Here is a 17983-nt window from a genome sequence, read left to right as displayed (position 1 = left end):
CCGACGATCGACCCGGCGCGACTAGCTCGCCGCACACCCACGCGCATGTCGTCAATGATGACCAGTGACCGGGTCAGCGACAACTGCTTTAGATCGGATCCCACGGTACGGCGGCCAGCAGCGCGTCGAGACCGTCCATCAGGGGCGGATCCGGGCGGCACGGGACGTCGTCGATCGACGCGACCGCGACGGTGCCGATCGAGTTGACCAGGAACGCGCCGTGGAAGCCGGACACGTCGGCCAGGGTGATCCGCCGCCGGATGGTCGGGCGGTGGTCCTCGACCAGGCGCATCGCGGTGCCGTGCAGCCAGGGCGGGTGAGGCCACACCACCGCGCCGTCGGCCGCGAAGAACCCGATGTTGGCGATCGAGGACTCGGAGAAGGCGCCGTCGGCGGCGGTGAGCAACGCGTCGTCGTAGCCGTCCCGCCGGACCCGGCGGGCCCACTCGCCCTGCGCGAAGCCGCCGAGGTGCTTGATATGCGGGAACGGCCGCAGGTAGGGCACCGAGCGCAGGCGCTGCGGCCCGGCCACCGGCGGGGTCGGCGGCGCGACCGAGACCGCCACCTTGCCCGGCTCCCGCACGGCGACCCGGACGGCCGCGTCGGCATCGCCGGCCAGCGCCCGCCGGATCAGCCCCCGCACGCGATCCGGGTCGAGCGGTTCGTCGAACAGCTCCCGGTTGGCGGCATCGAGGCGGTCGAGGTGGTTGGCGAGGCCCTGGGCGCCGCCGCCGCGTACCTGCATCGCGGTGAAATGCCCGTAGGTGCCGAACAGGTCCTCCGCCAGAGCCGGCCGGCCGTTCACCTCGATGCGCACGGGCCAACCCTAGACAAGCGACGGCCCCCGGCTCGGGGTCCGGGGGCCGTCACAGGGGGAGGGCTAGGACTAGAAGACCGAGACCCCGTAGGCGCTCAGCGCCTCGGTGACCGGCTGGAAGTAGGTCGTGCCGCCGGTGCTGCAGTTGCCGCTGCCGCCAGAGGTCAGACCGAGGGCGGAAGTGCCGCGGTAGAGCGGGCCGCCGCTGTCACCGGGCTGGGCGCAGACGCTCGTGCGGATCATGCCGGTGACGGTGCCCTGCGGGTAGCGGACAGTCGCGTTCAGGCCGAGCACCTGGCCGCTTCGGGTTCCGGTCGTGCTGCCGCGACGGTTGACGGTCTCGCCGACGCTCGGCGTGCGGGCGCCGGTGATGTCCTGGCTGCCCACCGTCCCGGAGATGGTGATCGACGTGTTGGTGTAGCGGACAATGCCGTAGTCGTTGCCCGGGAAGCTGGTGCCGGCCCGCGTGCCGAGGGTCTGGCTGCCGTTGGTCCAGGTCGTCCCGGCGTTGGTGCAGTGGCCGGCGGTCAGGAAGTAGTAGGTGCTGCCGGACCGCACGTTGAAGCCCAGCGAGCAACGCGAGCCACCGGTGTAGATGGCGTCGCCGCCGGAGATGGTCCGGGTGAGCTTGCCGGGGAGCCGCTCGATCCGGGCCGCGCCCTTGCTGGCCGCGACAGCGGTCTCGAGGGCGGCGAGCTTGGCGCCGGTGACGGTGGTGTCGACCTCGACCACGACCTGGTTGGCGACCGGGTCGACCGAGATCGCGGTGCCGACCACTCCCTTGTCAACGCTGGCGCTCAGCGCGTTGAGGTCGGCCGCGCTGCGCGTGACGACGCGGGCCTTGCCACCCTTGGCCTGGACGGCCTTGGCAGCGGCGGCGTCGGTGACCGTGACGACGGTCGCGCCGGACGCGTCGACATAGGTGCCGGCGGAGCGGTCGGCGCCGAGGGAGTCGGCGAGGGTGTTGGCGGCGTCCAGGGCCAGCGGGGTTTGCGCCGCTTGGGCCGGGGAAACGCCGAGGAGTGCTCCCGCCACCAGGGTCGTGGCCGTGGCGGAGAGCATGACGCGACGGGTGATACTCACTGATCCTCCCGGGGGATGTGGATCGGCCGGTCGGCCGATCCGGAGGCATCGATCTGCCGACATGTTTCCAGTCGAATAGATCGCCGTCAACGCTTTGCGGGCGACCGATCCTGACCATTAGGCCGAGGTCATACCACCGGGATGATGCAACAAGCCATTGGCAACAATAAATGCGTTGCGACTCACGGACGCCAGGAGAAATTCGCGCGGCGCCGTTCGAGGAAGGCCGCCGCACCCTCCGCGACATCGCCGGCGCGCAGCATCTCCGCCTGCCAGAACGCGTCCCGCTCCGCCGACGGACGACCGGCCACGGCCAGGTCGATGGTCTCCTTGGCCGCCGCGATCGACAGCTGCGACCGCTGCGCGATCGTGTCGACCAGCCGGGCCACGTGCGCGTCGAGCTCCTCGATCGGCACGACCTCGTCGACGAGGCCGATCGCCGCCGCCCGGTCCGCGTCGATCTGGTCGGCCGTGAACAGCAGCCACTTGGCCCGCGCCGGACCGACCAGGCCGAGCAGCCGGCGCGTGGTCGGCCCCGGGTACGCGATGCCGAGCCGGGCCGGCGGCACGGCGAACCGGGCGTCCCGCGCGGCGATCCGCAGATCGCAGGCCACCGCGAGCTGGCAGCCGCCGCCGACGCAGTGACCGCGTACCCGGGCGATCGTCGGTTTCGGGAACGCCGCGAGCCGCTCCTCGGCGCGGGTCGGCGGGCTGTCCGGCCCCACCAGGTCGCGCACGCCCGTCAGGTCGGCGCCCGCGCTGAACGTGCCGCCCGCGCCGGTCAGCACCAGAGCGTGCACCGCGGGGTCGGCGGCGGCCGCGTCCAGCAGCTCGGGCAGCCGCCGCCACATCGCCGGCGTGAGGGCGTTGCGCCGGGGCGGGTTGTTGATCGTGATGGTCGCCGTCTGTCCCGTGAGGGTCAGCTCGACCGTGCCGTCGTCGTTCACGCGCCGACGCTAACCAACGGGGGCATCATGGTGCGGGTGGACATCAACGATCTGTTGAGCGACGCCTTCGGCCGCCTGCCGGCGCTGGTCCGCGGCGCCGTCGCCGGGCTCGACGCCGAGCAGCTGCGCCGGCCGCCCGCGCCGGGCGCCAACACCGTCGGCTGGCTGGTCTGGCACCTGACCCGCATCCAGGACCACCACGTCGCCGACCTGATCGGCGACGACCAGATCTGGGTGACCGGGCCATGGGCGCCCCGCTTCGCGCTCGACCCTGACCCCGACGACACGGGGTACGCGCACGGCCCCGACGAGGTCCTCGGTGTGCGGCCGGCCAGCGGCAAGGTGCTGGTCGACTACTACGCGGCGGTGCACGAGCGCACGGCGGCGCTGGTCAAGGCCGTGACGGCGGACGACCTGAGCCGCATCGTCGACCGCTCCTGGGACCCGCCGGTGACGATGGGCGTACGCCTGCTCAGCGTGCTGGGCGACGACCTGCAACACGTCGGCCAGGCCGCCTACGTGCGCGGGATCATCCTCCGCTGAGCGTGTTGCCGTGCCGGTCGCGGACCTTGAGCTTCGTGGTCGGCAGCGCCGGGGCCGGCAGCGCCTCGCCGGCGTAGCCGCGCACCACGCCGAACCGGTCGCCGGAGGTCCACTCCTCCCGCGCCCGGCGGATCTCGGCGTCGCTGCGCGCGACGAAGTTCCACCACATCACCAGCGGCTCCTCGAACGGCTCGCCGCCGAGCAGGAACAGCCGCGCGCCGTCGGTGGTCGTGACCGTGGCCGACGTGCGGTCCTCGCCGAGGTAGAGCAGGCCGCCCGGGGTCAACTCGGCCCCGTCGACCTCGGCGGCGCCGTCAAGCGAGAGCAGGCCATATTCGTAGTCGGCCCGCAGGGTCAGCTCCGCGCGGGCGCCGGGCTCGCACAGCAGCTCGGCGCCGAGCAGCGGGCTGTGCACGCGGGCCGGCGAGCGCAGCTCACCCAGCTCGCCGATGACCACGGTGGTGGTCACCCCGGCGCGGGTGGCCGCGGGCAGGTCCGCGTGGTGCTCGAACCGGGCCGGCTGGTGCCGCGCCTCCTCGGGCAGCGCCACCCACAGCTGCAGCCCGTGCATCAGCGGCGGGTGCTCGACCGGCGACTCCTCCGAGTGCGAGATGCCGTGCCCCGAGGTCATCAGGTTGAGCTGGCCGGGCCGGATGGTCTGCAGGCTGCCCAGGCTGTCGCGGTGCAGCACCTCGCCGGCGACCAGCCAGGTGACGGTCTGGAGGCCGGTGTGGGGATGCGGCGGCACCTGCATGCCTGGCTTGCCGACCACGTCGTCGGGCCCGAACTGGTCGACGAAGCACCACGCGCCGATCATCCGGCGCGGCCGCTGCGGCAACAACCGCCGCACGGTGGTGTAACGCCCGAGCGGCACGTCGTGCCCGGGCAGCAGGACGCTGGCCGGCAACCCGGCCAAGGTGACGGCGCCGTCAGTGCTCACCCTTCCGAGAGTAGCCTCGACCCGTGCGGCTGACCGTGCTCGGCGCCCGGGGTGGCTTCCCCGAGGCGGGCGACGCCTGCAGCGGCTTCCTCGTCGAGCACGACGGCTTCCGGTTGGTGCTCGACGCCGGTTATGCGACGTTTCCCCGGCTGCTCGCCCACTGCGCCGCGGCGGACGTCGACGCCGCGCTGATCACGCACGGCCACCCGGATCACTGCGTCGACCTCAACCCGCTGCTGCGGGCGCGCTCGCTCACCGACGACCCCGCGCCGGCCCTGCCGATCTATGCGCCGCCCGGCGCGCTCGACGCCGTACTCGCGCTGGACCGGCCCGGAATGCTCCACTACGCGCTCCATCCGGTCGGTGACGGTGATCGGCTGCGGATCGGTCCGTTCACTGTGGACATCGCTGGTCTGCCGCATTTCGTGCCCAACAACGGGGTGCGGATCGCGGCCGGCGGCGCGGCTCTCGCATACCAGGGCGACAGCGGGCCGGCGCCCGCGCTGGCCCGGCTCGCCGAGGCCGCGGACCTGCTCATCGCGGAGGCGACCTATCCGGAGGCGGTGCCCGCCGACAGCGCCGGCCGGTTGAGCAGCGCGCTCGACGCGGGTGCGGCCGCCACGACCGCGGGCTCCGGCCGGCTGCTGCTCACCCACCTCTGGCCCGGCCTGCCGGCCACGAGGGCGCTGGGCGCGGCCCGCTCGGCGTACGCCGGGCCGGTCGAGATGGCCGTCGGCGGCCAGGTGTGGGAGCCGTAAGGGGATAGGGTCGTGCTGTGGCGTTCCGTGGCTGGCCGAGTGAGGCGCTGGAGTTCTACGAAGGGCTCGCGGCCGACAACTCGAAGACCTACTGGACGGCGCACAAAAGCGTTTACGACGACCTGGTGCGCGCCCCGATGCAGGCGCTGCTCGACGAGCTCGAGCCCGAGTTCGGCGGCGGGCGGATCTTCCGGCCCTACCGCGACGTGCGGTTCAGCGCCGACAAGTCGCCCTACAAGACGGCGATCGCGGCGACGCTGGAGCGGGGCGGCTACCTCCACCTCTCCGCCGACGGGCTGGCCGCCGGCAGCGGCATGTACCACATGGAGCGCGACCAGCTCGCCCGCTACCGCGCGGCGGTCGACGACGACAAGACCGGCGCCCGGCTGGCCGAGATCGTCGCCGAGGCGGCCGACGACGGCGTCCGGATCCACGGTCACGAGCAGCTCAAGCGGATCCCGCGCGGCTACCCGGCCGACCATCCGCGCGCCGACCTGCTGCGGCACAAGGGTCTCGTCGCCTGGAAGGAGTGGCCGGTGGCACCCTGGCTGGGCACCGCCGCGGCCAAGCGCCGGGTGACCGCCTTCCTCCGCGCGTCGGCGCCGCTCAACCAGTGGCTCGCCAGCTACGTCGGCCCGAGCATCCCCCACGCCGACTGACCCCTAGGAGACCTGTCGTGTCCGACATCGCGCCGTACGAGTCGCTGCCCGAAGACTGGCAGCGAGCGCTGGCCGTCGTCGCTCACCCCGACGACCTGGAGTTCGGCTCCGCGGCCGCTGTGGCGCGCTGGACCGCGCAGGGCAAGGAGATCGTCTACTGCCTCGTCACCTCCGGCGAGGCGGGCATCGACGGGCTCGACCCCGACGAGGCGCGGGTGCTCCGCGAGGCCGAGCAGCGAGCCTCGGCCGGCGTGGTCGGCGTCTCCGAGGTCGAGTTCCTCGGCCTGCCGGACGGCATCCTCGAATATGGCGTGCCGCTGCGCCGCGCCATCACCGAGGTCGTCCGCCGCCACCGCCCCGACATCGTCATCACCAACAACTTCCGCGAGACCTGGGACGGCGCCGAGGCACTCAACCAGGCCGACCACATGGCGACGGGCCGGGCGACGCTCGACGCCGTACGCGACGCGGGCAACCGGTGGATCTTCCGGGAGCAGCTGACCGACGGGCTCGAGCCGTGGGGCAAGGTCCGGCAGGTCTGGGCGGCCGGCTCCCCCGCCGGCCGGCACGCCGTCGACATCACCGGCACGTTCGACCGCGGCCTGGAGTCGCTGCAGGCGCACGAGGCCTATCTGCGCGGCCTCGGCGAGGGCGCCTTCGACCCGGAGGAGTTCCTGGAGGGCATCGGTCGCGCCTCCGGCACCCGCCTGGGCACCCGTTACGCCGCGCCCTTCGAGGTCTTCACCATCAACCTCTTCTAGCGCGCGTCGAGGTAAGCGAGGACGGCCAGCACGCGGCGGTTGTCGTCGTCCGAGGCGGCCAGGCCGAGCTTGCCGAAGATGTTCGCGGTGTGCTTGCCGACCGCGCTCTCGCTCAGGAAGAGCCGCTGGCCGATCGCCGCGTTGGAGCGCCCCTCCGCCATCAGCTCCAGCACCTCGCGTTCGCGGGGCGTGAGCCGGCCGACGTTGTGGTCGCCGGTCGCGAACAGCTTCGCGATCACGTCGGGGTCCATGGCGGTGCCGCCGGCGGCGACCCGGCGCACCGCGTCGACGAACTGCTCGGCGTTGAACACCCGGTCCTTGAGCAGGTAGCCGACCCCGCCCGTGCCGTCGGCCAGCAGCTCGCGGGCGTAGAGGCGCTCGACATGCTGGGAGAGCACCAGCACCGGCAGGCCGGGCACCTCGCGGCGAGCGGCCAGCGCGGCCTGCAGCCCTTCGTCGGTCTGGGTCGGCGGCAGCCGCACGTCGACCACCGCGACGTCAGGCCGCTCGGTGAGCAGGGCGCGCAGCAGGTCGGGGCCGTTGTCGACGGCCGCCACGATCTCGAAGCCGTGCGCGGTCAGGAGCTGCTTGAGCCCCTCCCGGAGGAGGTAGAGGTCCTCGGCGAGGACAACGCGCACGGCACCTCCAGCGTCACGGTGGTCGGTCCGCCGACCGGGCTGACCACCCGGACAGTACCGTCGAACGCCGACAACCGGTGTCGCATGCCCCGCAGCCCACTGCCCAGCGCCGGGTCGGCGCCGCCCCGGCCGTCGTCGGTGACGACCGCGGTGAGCACGCCGTCCGCGTGCCCGAAGGTGATCGTCACGGTCGCGGCGGCGGCGTGCTTGGCCGCGTTGACGAGCGCCTCGCTGACCGCGAAGTAGACGGCGGCCTCGACCGGCTCCGGCCCGCGACCGGCCAGCGACGCCGTCACCGTGGTCGGCACCGGGCTGTCCAGCGCCAGCGCGCGGATCGCCTCGACCAGGCCGCGTTCGGCGAGCACCGGCGGGCGTACGCCGCGGACCAGGTCCCGCAGCTCGGCCAGGGCGCGGGACGTGCTCTCGCGGGCCTCGACGACCAGCCGGCGGGCCGCCGCCGGGTCGGTGTCGATCAGCGCCTCGACCGCGCCCAGCGCCAGCCCGACGGCGACCAGCCGCCCCTGCGCGCCGTCGTGCAGGTCGCGTTCGATCCGGCGCAGCTCGGCGGCCTGCGCCGAGGTCGCGTCCGCCCGGCTCTCGGTGAGCTGCGCGACCCGCAACGCCAGCCGCGCCTTGGTGGTCGGGGCCAGCAGCACCGCGGTCCACCGGCCGTGCAGGCGCAGCGCCGTCGGCGCGAACAGCGTGCCGGCCACCATCAGTGCGACGCCGACCAGCAGGGCCAGCACCGGCCGGTCGCTCAGCACCAGCAGCGCCGGCGCGTCGTCCAGGCCCGTGAGCCCGGCCAGCGCCGGGACCACCATGCCGACGAAGCCGTAGACCAGCGCGCCCACCGAGCCGGCGACCAGCGCGCCACCCGCGATCGGATCCGTGACCGTCCACAACAGATCGCGCCAGGTCGCCGGGTCGTGCCAGACCCAGTCGAGGCGCTGGAAGAACCGGGTCCAGCCCTTCGACTTGTAGAGCTGGTCGCCGAACTCGTAGAGGCCGTCGGCCCGCCGCGCCGGCAGCGGCGGCTCAGGCCGGTACGGCGTCTGGATCGGCACACCCGACCACTGCTCCGCCAGCCGCCGCCGGATCCGGGTGATGTCGCGGACCGCTCCCGCCCCGTCGGGCAGCGCCGCCACGATTCCCACGCAGAAGAGCGCGAGACAGATGGCGGAGAGTACGGCCAGCCCCACGCTCACCACGGTCAGCCCGCCGAGTGCGAGCAGCTTGGTCAGCGTCAGGAAGCGCGTGCCGAGCCAGACCTTCAGTGAGCCGAGCTCGGCCCGCGGCGCGAGCATCCGTCGGGCCCAGGCGTCGTGGGCCCGCACCGCGGCCGGAGCGACCGCGAAGCCGAGGACCGACAGGGCGAGCCCCACCGGGATCCACCAGGCCGTCTCCCGCCCCGCGCCGACGGCCACCGCGATCCCGCCGACCACCAGCGCGGCCGGGCCGAACCCCAGCACGCCGCCGACCACCGGGTTGGTCGCCATCCAGGCGACGTCCCGCCAGGTGGCCGGGTCGCCCAGCGCCCAGTCGAGGTAGCCGAACTGCCGCGGCCAGAACGGCGTGCGGTAGAGCCGCCGGTCGTGCCGGTAGCGCCCGTCCGCCTCGGGCACCGGCGGGCCGGGGTGCTCGCGGTAGGGCCGCGGCACCCCGGAGGTCCGCCGCGCCGCGTCGGTGACCCGGCGCATCCGAACCACCGGCCACGGCAGGAGGAAGACCAGGCCGAGCCCGAGACCGGGCACGAAGAGCACGGCGTGCGCGACCAGCAGCACGGCGGACGCGATCGCGTGGCAACCGCGCAGCAGGCCGTGCCCCAGGGCGCGCGTTCGGCGTGTCATGGCCACAGTTTCGCCGAACCGGGCCGGCGTGGGCAGTGGGGCCAGACGCCGTCCGCGGGGGTGTAGCCAGCCCCACCCCGGTCGGTGGCTGGACACATTCCGGCCGACGCCGCGGATTTTTAGCGTTTGAAGCATGACGACGTACGCACTCCGGTTGGCCGGACTGGCCAAACACTTCGGCGAGAAGGTGGCGGTCGACGGGGTCGACCTGACCGTCCCGGCCGGCTCGTTCTTCGGCCTGGTCGGTCCCAACGGCGCCGGCAAGACGACGGCGCTGTCGATGGCGGTCGGGCTGCTGCGCCCCGACGCCGGCACGGCGGAGATCTTCGGCACCGACGTGTGGCGGCAGCCGACGGCGGCCAAGCGGCTGGTCGGCGTGCTGCCCGACGCGATGGCGATGACCGAGCGGCTGACCGGGCGGGAGATGCTCACCTATCTGGGCCGGCTGCACGGCCTGCCGGCCGGCGTGGTCGCGGACCGGGTCGACGAGCTGCTCACCGTGCTGGACCTCGCCGACGCCGGCCGGACGCTGATCCTGGGCTACTCGGCCGGCATGCGCAAGAAGATCGCGCTGGCCAGCGCGCTGCTCGGGGCGCCGCGGCTGCTGGTGCTCGACGAGCCGTTCGAGGCCGTCGACCCGGTGTCGGCGCTGACCATCCGCTCGATCCTGCGCCGGTTCGTGGCCGGCGGCGGCTCGGTGGTGCTGTCCAGCCACGTGATGGCGCTGGTCGAGCAGCTCTGCGACACGGTCGCGGTGATGAACGCGGGCCGGGTCGTCGCGGCCGGCCCGATCGACGAGGTACGCGGCGGCCGCGCGCTCGACGAGGTGTTCGTCGAGCTGGTCGGTGCCCGCACCGCCGGGGAGGAGGAGCTGTCGTGGTTGGCGTCCTGATGCGCACGAAGTGGCGGATCCTCCGCAACAGCTTCACCGGCACCAAACGCGCGACGATGACCAGCGGGCTGGTGGCCGGTGTCGCGGCGGCGGTCTGCACGATCTGGCTCACCGTCGCGGCCGGCCCGGACCGCGCCGGCGGGGCGCTGCTGCTCACGATGGCGTCGTGGCTGGTCGGCTGGATCGTCGGGCCGATGATGGGCGGCGTCGACCCGGGCCTGCGCCGGGAGCACCTGCGGCACGTCCCGCTGACCGACCGGCAGCAGGCCGCCGGCCTCTTCGCCGCCGCCCTGGTCGCCGTCGGTCCGGCCGTCACGCTGCTCGCCGGCGGCGCGCTGGTCTGGTACGCGGCCACGACCGGGAACCTGGCCGCCATACCGGTGTCCATTGTGGTCCTCGCGCTCTTCGTCCTGTTGCTGGTGGCGCTCTCCAACGTGGTGGTCGCACTGGTGGGGCGGCTGCTCAACACGAGGCTGAGCGCGGCGCTGATGGCCGTGCCGTGGGGCGTGCTCGTCTGCCTCGGCGCCCAGGGTTGGGTGATCATCGCGGCCCTCACCGGCGGCCCGGAGACGGCGCTGCCGCCGTTCATCGCCGACAAGCTGCGGCTGGCCCCGTCGGGCTGGCCCGTGGTGGCAGTGGAGGCGGCCGGGCGCGGCGACTGGGCGCTGGTCCTCGGCGTGGTCGCCGCCCTGATCGCGAGCATCGCGCTCGCCCTGGGTGCGTGGGCGCTGTTGCTGCACCGTCCGGTCAGCCCCACCGTGATCCGTGGCGCCCGCCGGCCTGGCTGGCGGCCGGCGACCCCGCTGTCCGCCATGGTCGGCAAGGAGCTGCGCACCTGGAGCCGCGACCTGGTCCGGATCCACTTCCTGGCTTTCGCGCTGGTCTACGTGCTGACCTACGTGCTGCTGCCGCTGCTGATCAACGTGACCGACTACCTCCCGATGGCCGGCGTGTTCTTCGCGGTGTTCGCGGTGGGCAGTTGCGCGCACCTGCACAGCTCCGACGGCACGGCGCTGTGGCAGACGCTGCTGCTGCCCGGCGCCGAGCGGGTCGACGTCCGTGGCCGGCAGCGCGCCTGGCTGCTGCTGGTCGGACCGGCGGCGGTCGGGCTGACCGTGACCGGCGCGATCTGGCACGGGGCGGCCGATATGGTCCCCTGGGCGGCCGGCCTGCTGCCGATCGCGCTCCTCGGCGGCGCCGGCGTGCTGGTGTTCATCTCGGTGTTCGTGCCGGTGCGGATCGCCGACCCGCACAAGCGGGGTGCGAACCCGGGGGCCGACGGCGGCGGTCTGGCCGGGATCATCTGGCTCGCGCTGCTCACCACCGCGCTGGTCTCGTCGCCGTCCCTGGCCCTGCTCATCGTTGGCACGATGCGCGACGACGACCTGCTCCGCTGGCTGGCCACCCCGGTCGGGCTGGTGCTCGGCGCCGCGCTGGCCTGGGGGCTGGGCCGGCTGGCGATCAACCGGCTGGCCCGCCGCGGGCCGGAGCTGCTCGCGAAGCTGGGCTGACCAAGGCGAGAGGGGCCCCGCGTCGCGGGGCCCCTCGTCGTCAACTGCTCGATCAGGTGGCGTTCGGCGACGGCGAGGCCGAGCCGGCCGGCGGCGTCAGCACCGCGTCGATCAGGTAAACGGTCGCGTTGCGGGTCTGGATGTTGCCGCAGACCACGCTGGCGGTGTTGTTGACGGTGAAGTCCTCACCGCTGCCCGTCACGGTCAGGTTCTGACCTTCCATGGTCCGGTGCGTGCCGGCCAGGTTGTCCGGGCTCAGCCGCTGGGGCACGACGTGGTACTCCAGGGTCTGCGTCAGCTGCGTCCTGTTGGCCAGCAGCGCGTTGAGCTGCGACTGGCCGACCTGGTTGAAGGCGTCGTTGGTGGGCGCGAACACGGTGATGTTCTGCGCGTTGTTGAGGGTGTCGGTGAGCCCGGCCGTCTTGATCGCGTTCGCCAGCGTCGAGAGCTGCGGGTTGCTGGCCACCGCGGTGGCGACCGGCTGCGATGCCATCGACGACAGGCTGCCGGCGCCGGAGCTCGGCAACGAGGAGCAGCCGGGGCCGAAGACCTGGCCGCCACCGCCCGCCGTCGCCGTCCCCGTAGGCTGCGGACTGCGGGTCGCACCCCCACCGGGCGACGATCCCCCGGTGGCGGTCGCGCCGCCGGTGGGCTGAAGGGCAGTGGACGGGCTGGTGTCCGAGCCGCACGCCGCCATGGCCAGGGCCATCGCGGCCACCGTGACGGCGAGACCCGCTGTCCTGAAGACACGCATGATGCTGAGATCCCCTCATGTCGGTTTTGAGGTGCTTTACACAGATTCGTACCAGCCAGCGTGATGCCATGAAGGCGACTTGACGTAATCGAGACATAGCGGTACGTAATGTCCGCTCGAAGCGACCGACCGCACAGCGCACTCGCCTCGACGCTCGGCGCGGTCGGCCGTACCGTTTAATTTGCCCGTCTTGTGGCGAATGAACGGAGTTGGTCGATGACGCGGCGCCTCGGGCTGGCCGCGTACGGACTGTGGATGGCCGTGCTGACGGTCGTCTACTACGTGGCACCGCCGTCCTGGCACACCGGGATCTGGGCGGCTATCAGCGCCAGCGGCGTGCTGGCGATCCTGGTCGGCATCCGGCTCAACCGTCCCCGGTTGGCCGGCACGTGGCTGCTCTTCTTCGCCGGAACCGTGTTCTACGCCGCGTCCGACCTGTCGTTCAACCTGACGTTCGCGGGTGGGCCGTCCAGACCGCCGCTCACGCTCTCCGACGACATACTCCTGCTGATCGGGATGGCCCTCGTCGCCGTCGCGCTCGCCAAGTTCGCCAAGGCCGCGGAGCCGAGACCGGACCGGCCGGCGCTGATCGACGCGCTCGTGCTCGTGCTGGGCACGGGTCTGCTGGCCTGGGTGCTCACGGTCGAGGCGCGCTTCGAGCAGCCACACATCGGCGTGATCACGGGCGTGCTGCTGATCGCGTACCCGGTGGTGGACATCATCATCCTCGGCCTCGTGGCGCGCCTGGTCATCGTCGTGCGCTTCTCGCCGGCGGTGCTGCTGCTGTCGCTGGGCATCGTCGGCTACGTGGTCGCCGACGCCCTGTTCCGGATCGGCCGGGTCGACGACATCTGGCTGGTGCGCACTCCGCTGGACCTGGGCTACATCGCCCTCTACGCCTGCTGGGGCGCCGCCGCCCTGGTGCCGTCGATGCGGGGGGTCACGGAGCGGCGGGCGCAGCGACCGCGCGAGACCACGGTGTTGCGCCTGGTGCTGCTGTCGGTGTCGGCGATGATCCCGCCGGCCATCCTGCTCTTCGAGACCCTCGGCTCCGGTTCGGTCCGCCACGGCGAGGTGATCGCGGTCGCGTCGCTGGTCATCCTGCTGCTGGTGCTGGCCCGCCTGGTAAACCTCGCCCAACGTCTGCGCGAGCAGATCGGCCGCGAACGCGGGCTGCGGGCGGTCACCACCGCGCTGGTGGCCGCGGCCGACAACGACGGCATCGCGGACGCCCTCGACGACGGGATCCGCGGCGTGCTGCCGACCGGCACCGACTACCGCTTCCTGCTGCTCACCGACGGCACCGACGACGCCACCCCCGGGCGCCACATGGGCACCGTGCCGCCCGAGTCCGCGCACCACGCGATCGCCCGGCTGCGCGAACCGAGCCTGATCAGCACGGGACGGCTGTCGCTGCCGATCGCGAACGCCCTCGGCGCCGGCCAGCCACCGACCGGGCACCGCCCCGAGCCCGTCACCCTGGCGTTGCCGCTGTCGGTCGGCGAGGACGAGCCGACCGGCGCCATGCTGGTCGCCGCCGAGGAGCGCGCGCTGCTGTCGGCCCAGGACCGGCTGGCGGTGCTGGCCTCCCAGGCCGCGCTGGCCATCGACCGGGTGGCGCTCAACGAGCAGCTACGGCGGCGGACCAGCGAGGAGTACTTCCGGGCGCTCGTGCACAACGCCGCCGACGTCATCCTGATCGTCGATAACGAGGACCGGATCGCGTACGCCAGCCCGTCTGCGAAGGCGATGTTCGGCGAGGTGGAGCTCGTCGGCACGGACCTGCTGGACCACGGCGACCCGGCCGAGCGGGACCGGGCAGAGCGGGTGTTCCGGCGGATCCAGGACCGGCCGGTCGGCAGTGTCGAACCCGACACGCTGGGCAGCACGGACTGGACCCTGCGCCGCCCCGACGGCACCGCGGTGCAGGTCGAGATCTCGGTCCGCGACCTGCGGGCCGACCCGACCGTACGCGGGCTGGTCTTCACGCTCCGCGACGTGACCGACAAACGCCGCCTCGAGCGCGAGCTGACGCACCGGGCCAACCACGACGCGCTGACCGGCCTGGCCAACCGGGCGCTGTTCGCCGAGCGGATGCAGAAGGCGATCGAGGCCCGCCGCGGCGTCGTCGGCGTGCTCTTCATCGACCTCGACGACTTCAAGGTCGTCAACGACACCCTCGGGCACGCCAGCGGCGACCAGGTGCTCAAGGCGGTCGCCGAGCGGATCAGCGCCGCCCTGCGCCCGCACGACACGGCCGCCCGCCTCGGCGGTGACGAGTTCGCCGTGCTGATCGACGACGCCGGCGAACCGGCCGACGTCGAGGACGCGGCGGACCGGATCACCCGTACCCTGCGTGAGCCCTACACGGTCAGCGGCGAGCTGGTCAGCTGCTCGGCCAGCATCGGCATCGGCACCACGGCCGACGCGTCCGACGGCCCGGAGCTGCTCCGCCAGGCCGACCTCGCGCTCTACGTGGCCAAGGGGGCCGGCAAGGCGCAGTGGCGGCGCTACCAGCCGGAGCTGCACACGACGTTCGTGGAACGGTTGGAGCTGCGGGCCGAGCTCGACCACGCGATCCACGACGGCGGGCTGGCGCTGGAGTTCCAGCCGATCGTCAGCCTCAACGACGGGCACACGGCCGGGTTCGAGGCGCTGCTGCGGTGGAACCACCCGACCCGCGGGCGGTTGCTCCCCGACGCGTTCATCGACGTGGCCGAGGAGTCCGGGCTGGTCGTGCCGATCGGCGAGTGGGTGCTCAAGACCGCGATCGCGGCCGCCTCGACCTGGCGCCGCCGGCAGCCGTTCGCCGCGCCGTACGTGGCCGTCAACGTCTCCGCCCGGCAGTTCCGCACCCCGGGCTTCGTCCGCACGGTCCGGGGTGCGCTGGCCGGGCACGGGCTGCCGGCGTCCTGCCTGATGCTGGAGATCACCGAGAGCCTGCTGCTGCGCGACGACGACCAGGTCTGGGACGACCTCGCCGAGCTGCGCCGCCTCGGTGTGCGGGTGGCGATCGACGACTTCGGCACCGGCTACTCGTCGCTGAGCTACCTGCGGCACGTGCCGCTGGACGTCCTCAAGATCGACCGGCTGTTCACGGGCACGGTGGCCACCTCGACGCAGCAGCGCGCGCTGGTCGACGGCATCGTCCGGCTGGCGCACACGCTCGGCCTGGAGGTGGTCGCCGAGGGCATCGAGACCACCGAGGAACGCGACCTGCTGCGCCGGATCGGTTGCCCGTACGGGCAGGGCTTCCTCTTCTCCCGACCGATGCCGCTGCCCGACGCGCTGCGCTGGTTGCGCCGCAAGGAGCTCGCGGCCTAGAGCGCGACCACCCGGCCGGACTCGCGCGACCGCTCGGCCGCCGCCAGCACCGCGACCACGTCGCGTCCGAAGTGGACACCGACGTCGTGCGCGGTGCCCTTGGTCTCCGCGATCAGCAGGTCGACGGCCGCGGCGAACGCGTCCCGGACCTCACCCTCACCACGCGGCACGGAGACGACGCCGTGATCGCCGAAGAAGGTGATGTCGCGCAGCACCGCGGCCGGCGGGGCGTCGACGGTCAGGGTGACCGTGCTGACCGCGCCTGACGCGTGCCGCAGCAACAGGTTGGTCGTCTGGTGCGGTCCCTCGACGGCGGACACCTCGGCGACCGGGCCCAGCACCGGCAGCACCTGGGAGAGGGCGTGCGGGCCGACGTCCCACAGCCCGCCGTGGGTGCGGCGCCACGGGGACGCGCCGTACGGGTTGCCGGGCTGGAAGATCGAACTGAGGTGGGCCACGCGGCCGCCCTGCCAGCCGCCGGTGGCCGTGATCTCGCGCAGCGCGGCGGTGATGGTGTCCTGGAACCGGGCGGTGAAGAACACGACCGAGGCCACCCCGGCCGCGTCGACAGCCTCGACCACCCGGTCGGCCGCCTCGACGGTCAGCGCGAGCGGCTTGTCGAGCAGCAGGTGCCGGCCCGCCTTGGCGGCCCGCTCGGCGATCTCGGCCTGCACGTCGGGCGGCAGCGCCACGGCGATGGCGTCGACGTCGGCCAGGAGCGCGTCGACGTCGGTGTAGGCCCGGGCACCGGTCTCGGCGGCCAGGCCGGCCGCCTTGTCGGGGTTGCGCCCCCAGACGCCGACGAGCTCCGCGTCGGGGTGGGCGGCGATCGCGGGCGCTTGGGTGGCGGTGGCCCAGGGGCCGGTGCCGAAGAGGCCGAACCGGAGAGGCATGGGCCCCATTCTGCCCGCTGCGTCCGGGCCTGCTGCCTGCGAGTACGGTGTGCCCGTGAACGGCACCCTGTCCGCGATAGTGATCGTGCTGTCGCTGCTCGTCGGCGCGTGGGCGCTCGTCGAGGCGCTGCGCGACCGCGCACCCGGCCGCGCCCAGCTGATCGGGCTCGGCGTGGTCGAGCTGGCCGTGATCGTGCTGCTCATCGCCGCGGCGACCAGCGGCGACAGCCCGGCCAGCGCGGTGACGTTCCTCGGCTACGTCGTGACGGTCCTCTGCCTGCCTCCGCTGGGCTGGGTGCTCGCCCGGCTCGAACCGACCCGGTGGGGCTCGGCGATCGTCGTGGTGGTCGCGCTGACCGTTCCGGTGCTGGTGTTGCGCCTGCACCAGACGTGGCAGGTGGTGACGAGTGGCTGAGCGGACCGCGCCGCGCACCACGCTGGGCACCGGCCCCGGCCGGGCGCTGATCGCCGTCTACGGCATCTTCGCCCTGTCGGCCAGCGCCCGGGCAGCCGTGCAGATCGGCGCCAAGTTCTCCGAGGCGCCGCTGGCCTACCTGCTCTCGGCCTTCGCTGCCGTGGTCTACATCGTGGCGACGGTCGCGCTGGCCAAGGGCGGCGAAACCTGGCGCCGGGTGGCGCTCGTCAGCTGCTCGATCGAGCTGGCCGGAGTGGTCGCGGTGGGCCTGCTGACGGTCTTCGACGCGGCCGCCTTCCCGGACGACACGGTCTGGACAGACTTCGGCCGCGGCTACGGCTACGTCCCGCTCATCCTGCCGATCCTCGGCCTGCTCTGGCTCCGCTACGCCGGCAAGCGCCGGATCGCCTAAAGCCCGGAGCTGGGGCCGCCGGCGACGTAGATGACCTGGCCGCTGACGAAGCTCGCGCCCTCGCTGCAGAGGAACGAGATGGTGTGGGCCACGTCGTCGGGCTGGCCGACGCGGCGGACCGCGATCTGTTCGGCGGCGCCCTTCTTGAGGAGGTCGAAGTCGACGCCCATCCGGGCGGCGGTGGCCGCGGTCATGTCGGTCTCGATGAAGCCGGGCGCGACCGCGTTGGCGGTCACGTTGTAGCGGCCCAGCTCGATCGCCAGTGTCTTGGTGAAGCCCTGCATGCCGGCCTTGGCCGCCGAGTAGTTGACCTGGCCGCGGTTGCCCAGCGCCGACGTGCTCGACAGGTTGACGATCCGGCCCCACTTCTCGGCCACCATGTGCGCCTGGACGGCCCGGGTGACCAGGAACGCGCCGCGCAGGTGCACCGAGAGCACGGTGTCCCAGTCGTCGTCGGTCATCTTGAAGATCAGGTTGTCGCGCAGCACGCCGGCGTTGTTGACCAGCACGGTCGGCGGGCCCAGCTCGGACGCGATCCGGGCCACCGCGGTGTCGACCTGCTCGCGGTCGGACACGTCGGCGCCGACGCCGACCGCCGTGCCACCGGCCGCCGTGATGGCATCCACAGTGGACTTCGTCGCGGTTTCGTCGAGGTCGACCACCGCCACCGCGAGACCGTCGGCGGCCAACCGCCGCGCCGTCGCCGCGCCGATGCCCCGCGCCGCACCCGTGACCACCGCAACCCGCATGACCTTCGCCTTCCGTCGTGGTTACCGCAGAGTAGCGGAC

The 17983-nt window shown here is 73.1% G+C and carries 18 protein-coding genes; 9 read left to right on the top strand and 9 right to left on the bottom strand.

What is annotated here, in order from left to right; all coding sequences use genetic code 11:
- Positions 1-88: 88 nt before the first annotated feature.
- The 3 genes from O7635_RS14870 to O7635_RS14860 all read right to left on the bottom strand — a co-directional run bounded on the left by O7635_RS14870 (position 89) and on the right by O7635_RS14860 (position 2847).
- Positions 89-817: an aminotransferase class IV gene (locus O7635_RS14870; RefSeq protein WP_278081007.1), complete on the bottom strand. Its 729-nt coding sequence runs from the start codon at positions 815-817 to the stop codon at positions 89-91.
- A 69-nt stretch (positions 818-886) separates the two neighbouring features.
- Entirely contained in the window at positions 887-1879 is a 993-nt protein-coding gene (locus tag O7635_RS14865; RefSeq protein WP_278085484.1) for a S1 family peptidase, read from the bottom strand.
- A 203-nt stretch (positions 1880-2082) separates the two neighbouring features.
- Entirely contained in the window at positions 2083-2847 is a 765-nt protein-coding gene (locus O7635_RS14860; protein WP_278081006.1) for an enoyl-CoA hydratase/isomerase family protein, read from the bottom strand.
- A 27-nt stretch (positions 2848-2874) separates the two neighbouring features.
- Here O7635_RS14860 and O7635_RS14855 point away from each other — a divergent pair, with 27 nt between their 5' ends.
- Positions 2875-3390, top strand: a complete 516-nt coding sequence (locus tag O7635_RS14855; protein ID WP_347405281.1) for a DUF664 domain-containing protein — start codon at positions 2875-2877, stop codon at positions 3388-3390.
- Here O7635_RS14855 and O7635_RS14850 read toward each other — a convergent pair.
- Positions 3377-4330: a pirin family protein gene (locus tag O7635_RS14850; protein ID WP_278081004.1), complete on the bottom strand. Its 954-nt coding sequence runs from the start codon at positions 4328-4330 to the stop codon at positions 3377-3379. The two genes, O7635_RS14855 and O7635_RS14850, sit on opposite strands and share 14 nt — an antisense overlap.
- Before the next feature lie 23 nt (positions 4331-4353).
- Here O7635_RS14850 and O7635_RS14845 point away from each other — a divergent pair, with 23 nt between their 5' ends.
- Genes O7635_RS14845 through O7635_RS14835 form a run of 3 tightly spaced genes read left to right on the top strand, consistent with a single transcriptional unit; the run spans position 4354 to position 6508 of the window.
- Positions 4354-5088: an MBL fold metallo-hydrolase gene (locus O7635_RS14845; protein ID WP_278081003.1), complete on the top strand. Its 735-nt coding sequence runs from the start codon at positions 4354-4356 to the stop codon at positions 5086-5088.
- Between the two features lie 17 nt (positions 5089-5105).
- Positions 5106-5747 carry a DUF2461 domain-containing protein gene (locus O7635_RS14840; RefSeq protein WP_278081002.1) on the top strand — a complete coding sequence of 214 codons (642 nt, stop codon included), beginning with the start codon at positions 5106-5108 and terminating at the stop codon, positions 5745-5747.
- 17 nt (positions 5748-5764) lie between these two features.
- Positions 5765-6508, top strand: a complete 744-nt coding sequence (locus O7635_RS14835; RefSeq protein WP_278081001.1) for a PIG-L deacetylase family protein — start codon at positions 5765-5767, stop codon at positions 6506-6508.
- Here O7635_RS14835 and O7635_RS14830 read toward each other — a convergent pair.
- Together O7635_RS14830 and O7635_RS14825 are read right to left on the bottom strand one after the other, a co-directional pair.
- Positions 6505-7146, bottom strand: coding sequence for a response regulator transcription factor (locus O7635_RS14830; RefSeq protein ID WP_278081000.1), 642 nt, complete (start codon positions 7144-7146; stop codon positions 6505-6507). The genes O7635_RS14835 and O7635_RS14830 overlap by 4 nt on opposite strands.
- Positions 7086-8993, bottom strand: a complete 1908-nt coding sequence (locus tag O7635_RS14825; RefSeq protein WP_278080999.1) for a histidine kinase — start codon at positions 8991-8993, stop codon at positions 7086-7088. The genes O7635_RS14830 and O7635_RS14825 overlap by 61 nt, the downstream gene beginning before the upstream one ends.
- A 133-nt stretch (positions 8994-9126) precedes the next feature.
- Between O7635_RS14825 and O7635_RS14820 the strand changes: the two genes are divergently transcribed.
- Both O7635_RS14820 and O7635_RS14815 read left to right on the top strand, forming a co-directional pair.
- A complete protein-coding gene (locus O7635_RS14820; RefSeq protein ID WP_278080998.1) occupies positions 9127-9885 on the top strand; it encodes an ABC transporter ATP-binding protein in 759 nt (252 codons plus the stop codon).
- Entirely contained in the window at positions 9870-11396 is a 1527-nt protein-coding gene (locus tag O7635_RS14815; RefSeq protein ID WP_278080997.1) for a hypothetical protein, read from the top strand. Before O7635_RS14820 ends, O7635_RS14815 begins: the two co-directional genes overlap by 16 nt.
- A 52-nt stretch (positions 11397-11448) precedes the next feature.
- Here O7635_RS14815 and O7635_RS14810 read toward each other — a convergent pair whose 3' ends face one another.
- The gene (locus tag O7635_RS14810; protein WP_278080996.1) at positions 11449-12150 is read right to left on the bottom strand and encodes a fasciclin domain-containing protein; all 702 of its coding nucleotides are present in this window, start codon (positions 12148-12150) and stop codon (positions 11449-11451) included.
- Between the two features lie 216 nt (positions 12151-12366).
- On the opposite strand from O7635_RS14810, the gene O7635_RS14805 reads away from it, so the two are divergent.
- A complete protein-coding gene (locus O7635_RS14805; protein WP_278080995.1) occupies positions 12367-15474 on the top strand; it encodes an EAL domain-containing protein in 3108 nt (1035 codons plus the stop codon).
- Here O7635_RS14805 and O7635_RS14800 read toward each other — a convergent pair.
- Positions 15471-16367: a Gfo/Idh/MocA family oxidoreductase gene (locus tag O7635_RS14800; RefSeq protein ID WP_278080994.1), complete on the bottom strand. Its 897-nt coding sequence runs from the start codon at positions 16365-16367 to the stop codon at positions 15471-15473. The two genes, O7635_RS14805 and O7635_RS14800, sit on opposite strands and share 4 nt — an antisense overlap.
- Between O7635_RS14800 and O7635_RS14795 the strand changes: the two genes are divergently transcribed.
- Together O7635_RS14795 and O7635_RS14790 are read left to right on the top strand one after the other, a co-directional pair.
- Positions 16366-16782, top strand: a complete 417-nt coding sequence (locus O7635_RS14795; protein WP_278080993.1) for a hypothetical protein — start codon at positions 16366-16368, stop codon at positions 16780-16782. The two genes, O7635_RS14800 and O7635_RS14795, sit on opposite strands and share 2 nt — an antisense overlap.
- Positions 16775-17194 carry a hypothetical protein gene (locus tag O7635_RS14790; protein ID WP_278080992.1) on the top strand — a complete coding sequence of 140 codons (420 nt, stop codon included), beginning with the start codon at positions 16775-16777 and terminating at the stop codon, positions 17192-17194. Before O7635_RS14795 ends, O7635_RS14790 begins: the two co-directional genes overlap by 8 nt.
- On the opposite strand, the gene fabG is transcribed toward O7635_RS14790, so the two are convergent.
- Complete coding sequence (gene fabG / locus O7635_RS14785) at positions 17191-17943, bottom strand: 3-oxoacyl-ACP reductase FabG (protein WP_278080991.1); 753 nt, start codon at positions 17941-17943, stop codon at positions 17191-17193. The two genes, O7635_RS14790 and fabG, sit on opposite strands and share 4 nt — an antisense overlap.
- Positions 17944-17983: the final 40 nt, after the last annotated feature.

Source organism: Asanoa sp. WMMD1127, assembly GCF_029626225.1.
GTDB lineage: Bacteria > Actinomycetota > Actinomycetes > Mycobacteriales > Micromonosporaceae > Asanoa.
This window is presented reverse-complemented; position numbering and strand designations above follow the sequence as displayed.

Bases quoted from the DNA above. Each gene is read 5' to 3' on its own strand.
- O7635_RS14800 (WP_278080994.1), bottom strand. From the start codon at position 16,367: ATGCCTCTCCGGTTCGGCCTCTTCGGCACCGGCCCCTGGGCCACCGCC.
- O7635_RS14805 (WP_278080995.1), top strand. From the start codon at position 12,367: ATGACGCGGCGCCTCGGGCTGGCCGCGTACGGACTGTGGATGGCCGTG.
- fabG (WP_278080991.1), bottom strand. From the start codon at position 17,943: ATGCGGGTTGCGGTGGTCACGGGTGCGGCGCGGGGCATCGGCGCGGCG.
- O7635_RS14855 (WP_347405281.1), top strand. From the start codon at position 2,875: ATGGTGCGGGTGGACATCAACGATCTGTTGAGCGACGCCTTCGGCCGC.
- O7635_RS14825 (WP_278080999.1), bottom strand. From the start codon at position 8,993: ATGACACGCCGAACGCGCGCCCTGGGGCACGGCCTGCTGCGCGGTTGC.
- O7635_RS14810 (WP_278080996.1), bottom strand. From the start codon at position 12,150: ATGCGTGTCTTCAGGACAGCGGGTCTCGCCGTCACGGTGGCCGCGATG.
- O7635_RS14820 (WP_278080998.1), top strand. From the start codon at position 9,127: ATGACGACGTACGCACTCCGGTTGGCCGGACTGGCCAAACACTTCGGC.
- O7635_RS14795 (WP_278080993.1), top strand. From the start codon at position 16,366: ATGGGCCCCATTCTGCCCGCTGCGTCCGGGCCTGCTGCCTGCGAGTAC.
- O7635_RS14865 (WP_278085484.1), bottom strand. From the start codon at position 1,879: ATGCTCTCCGCCACGGCCACGACCCTGGTGGCGGGAGCACTCCTCGGC.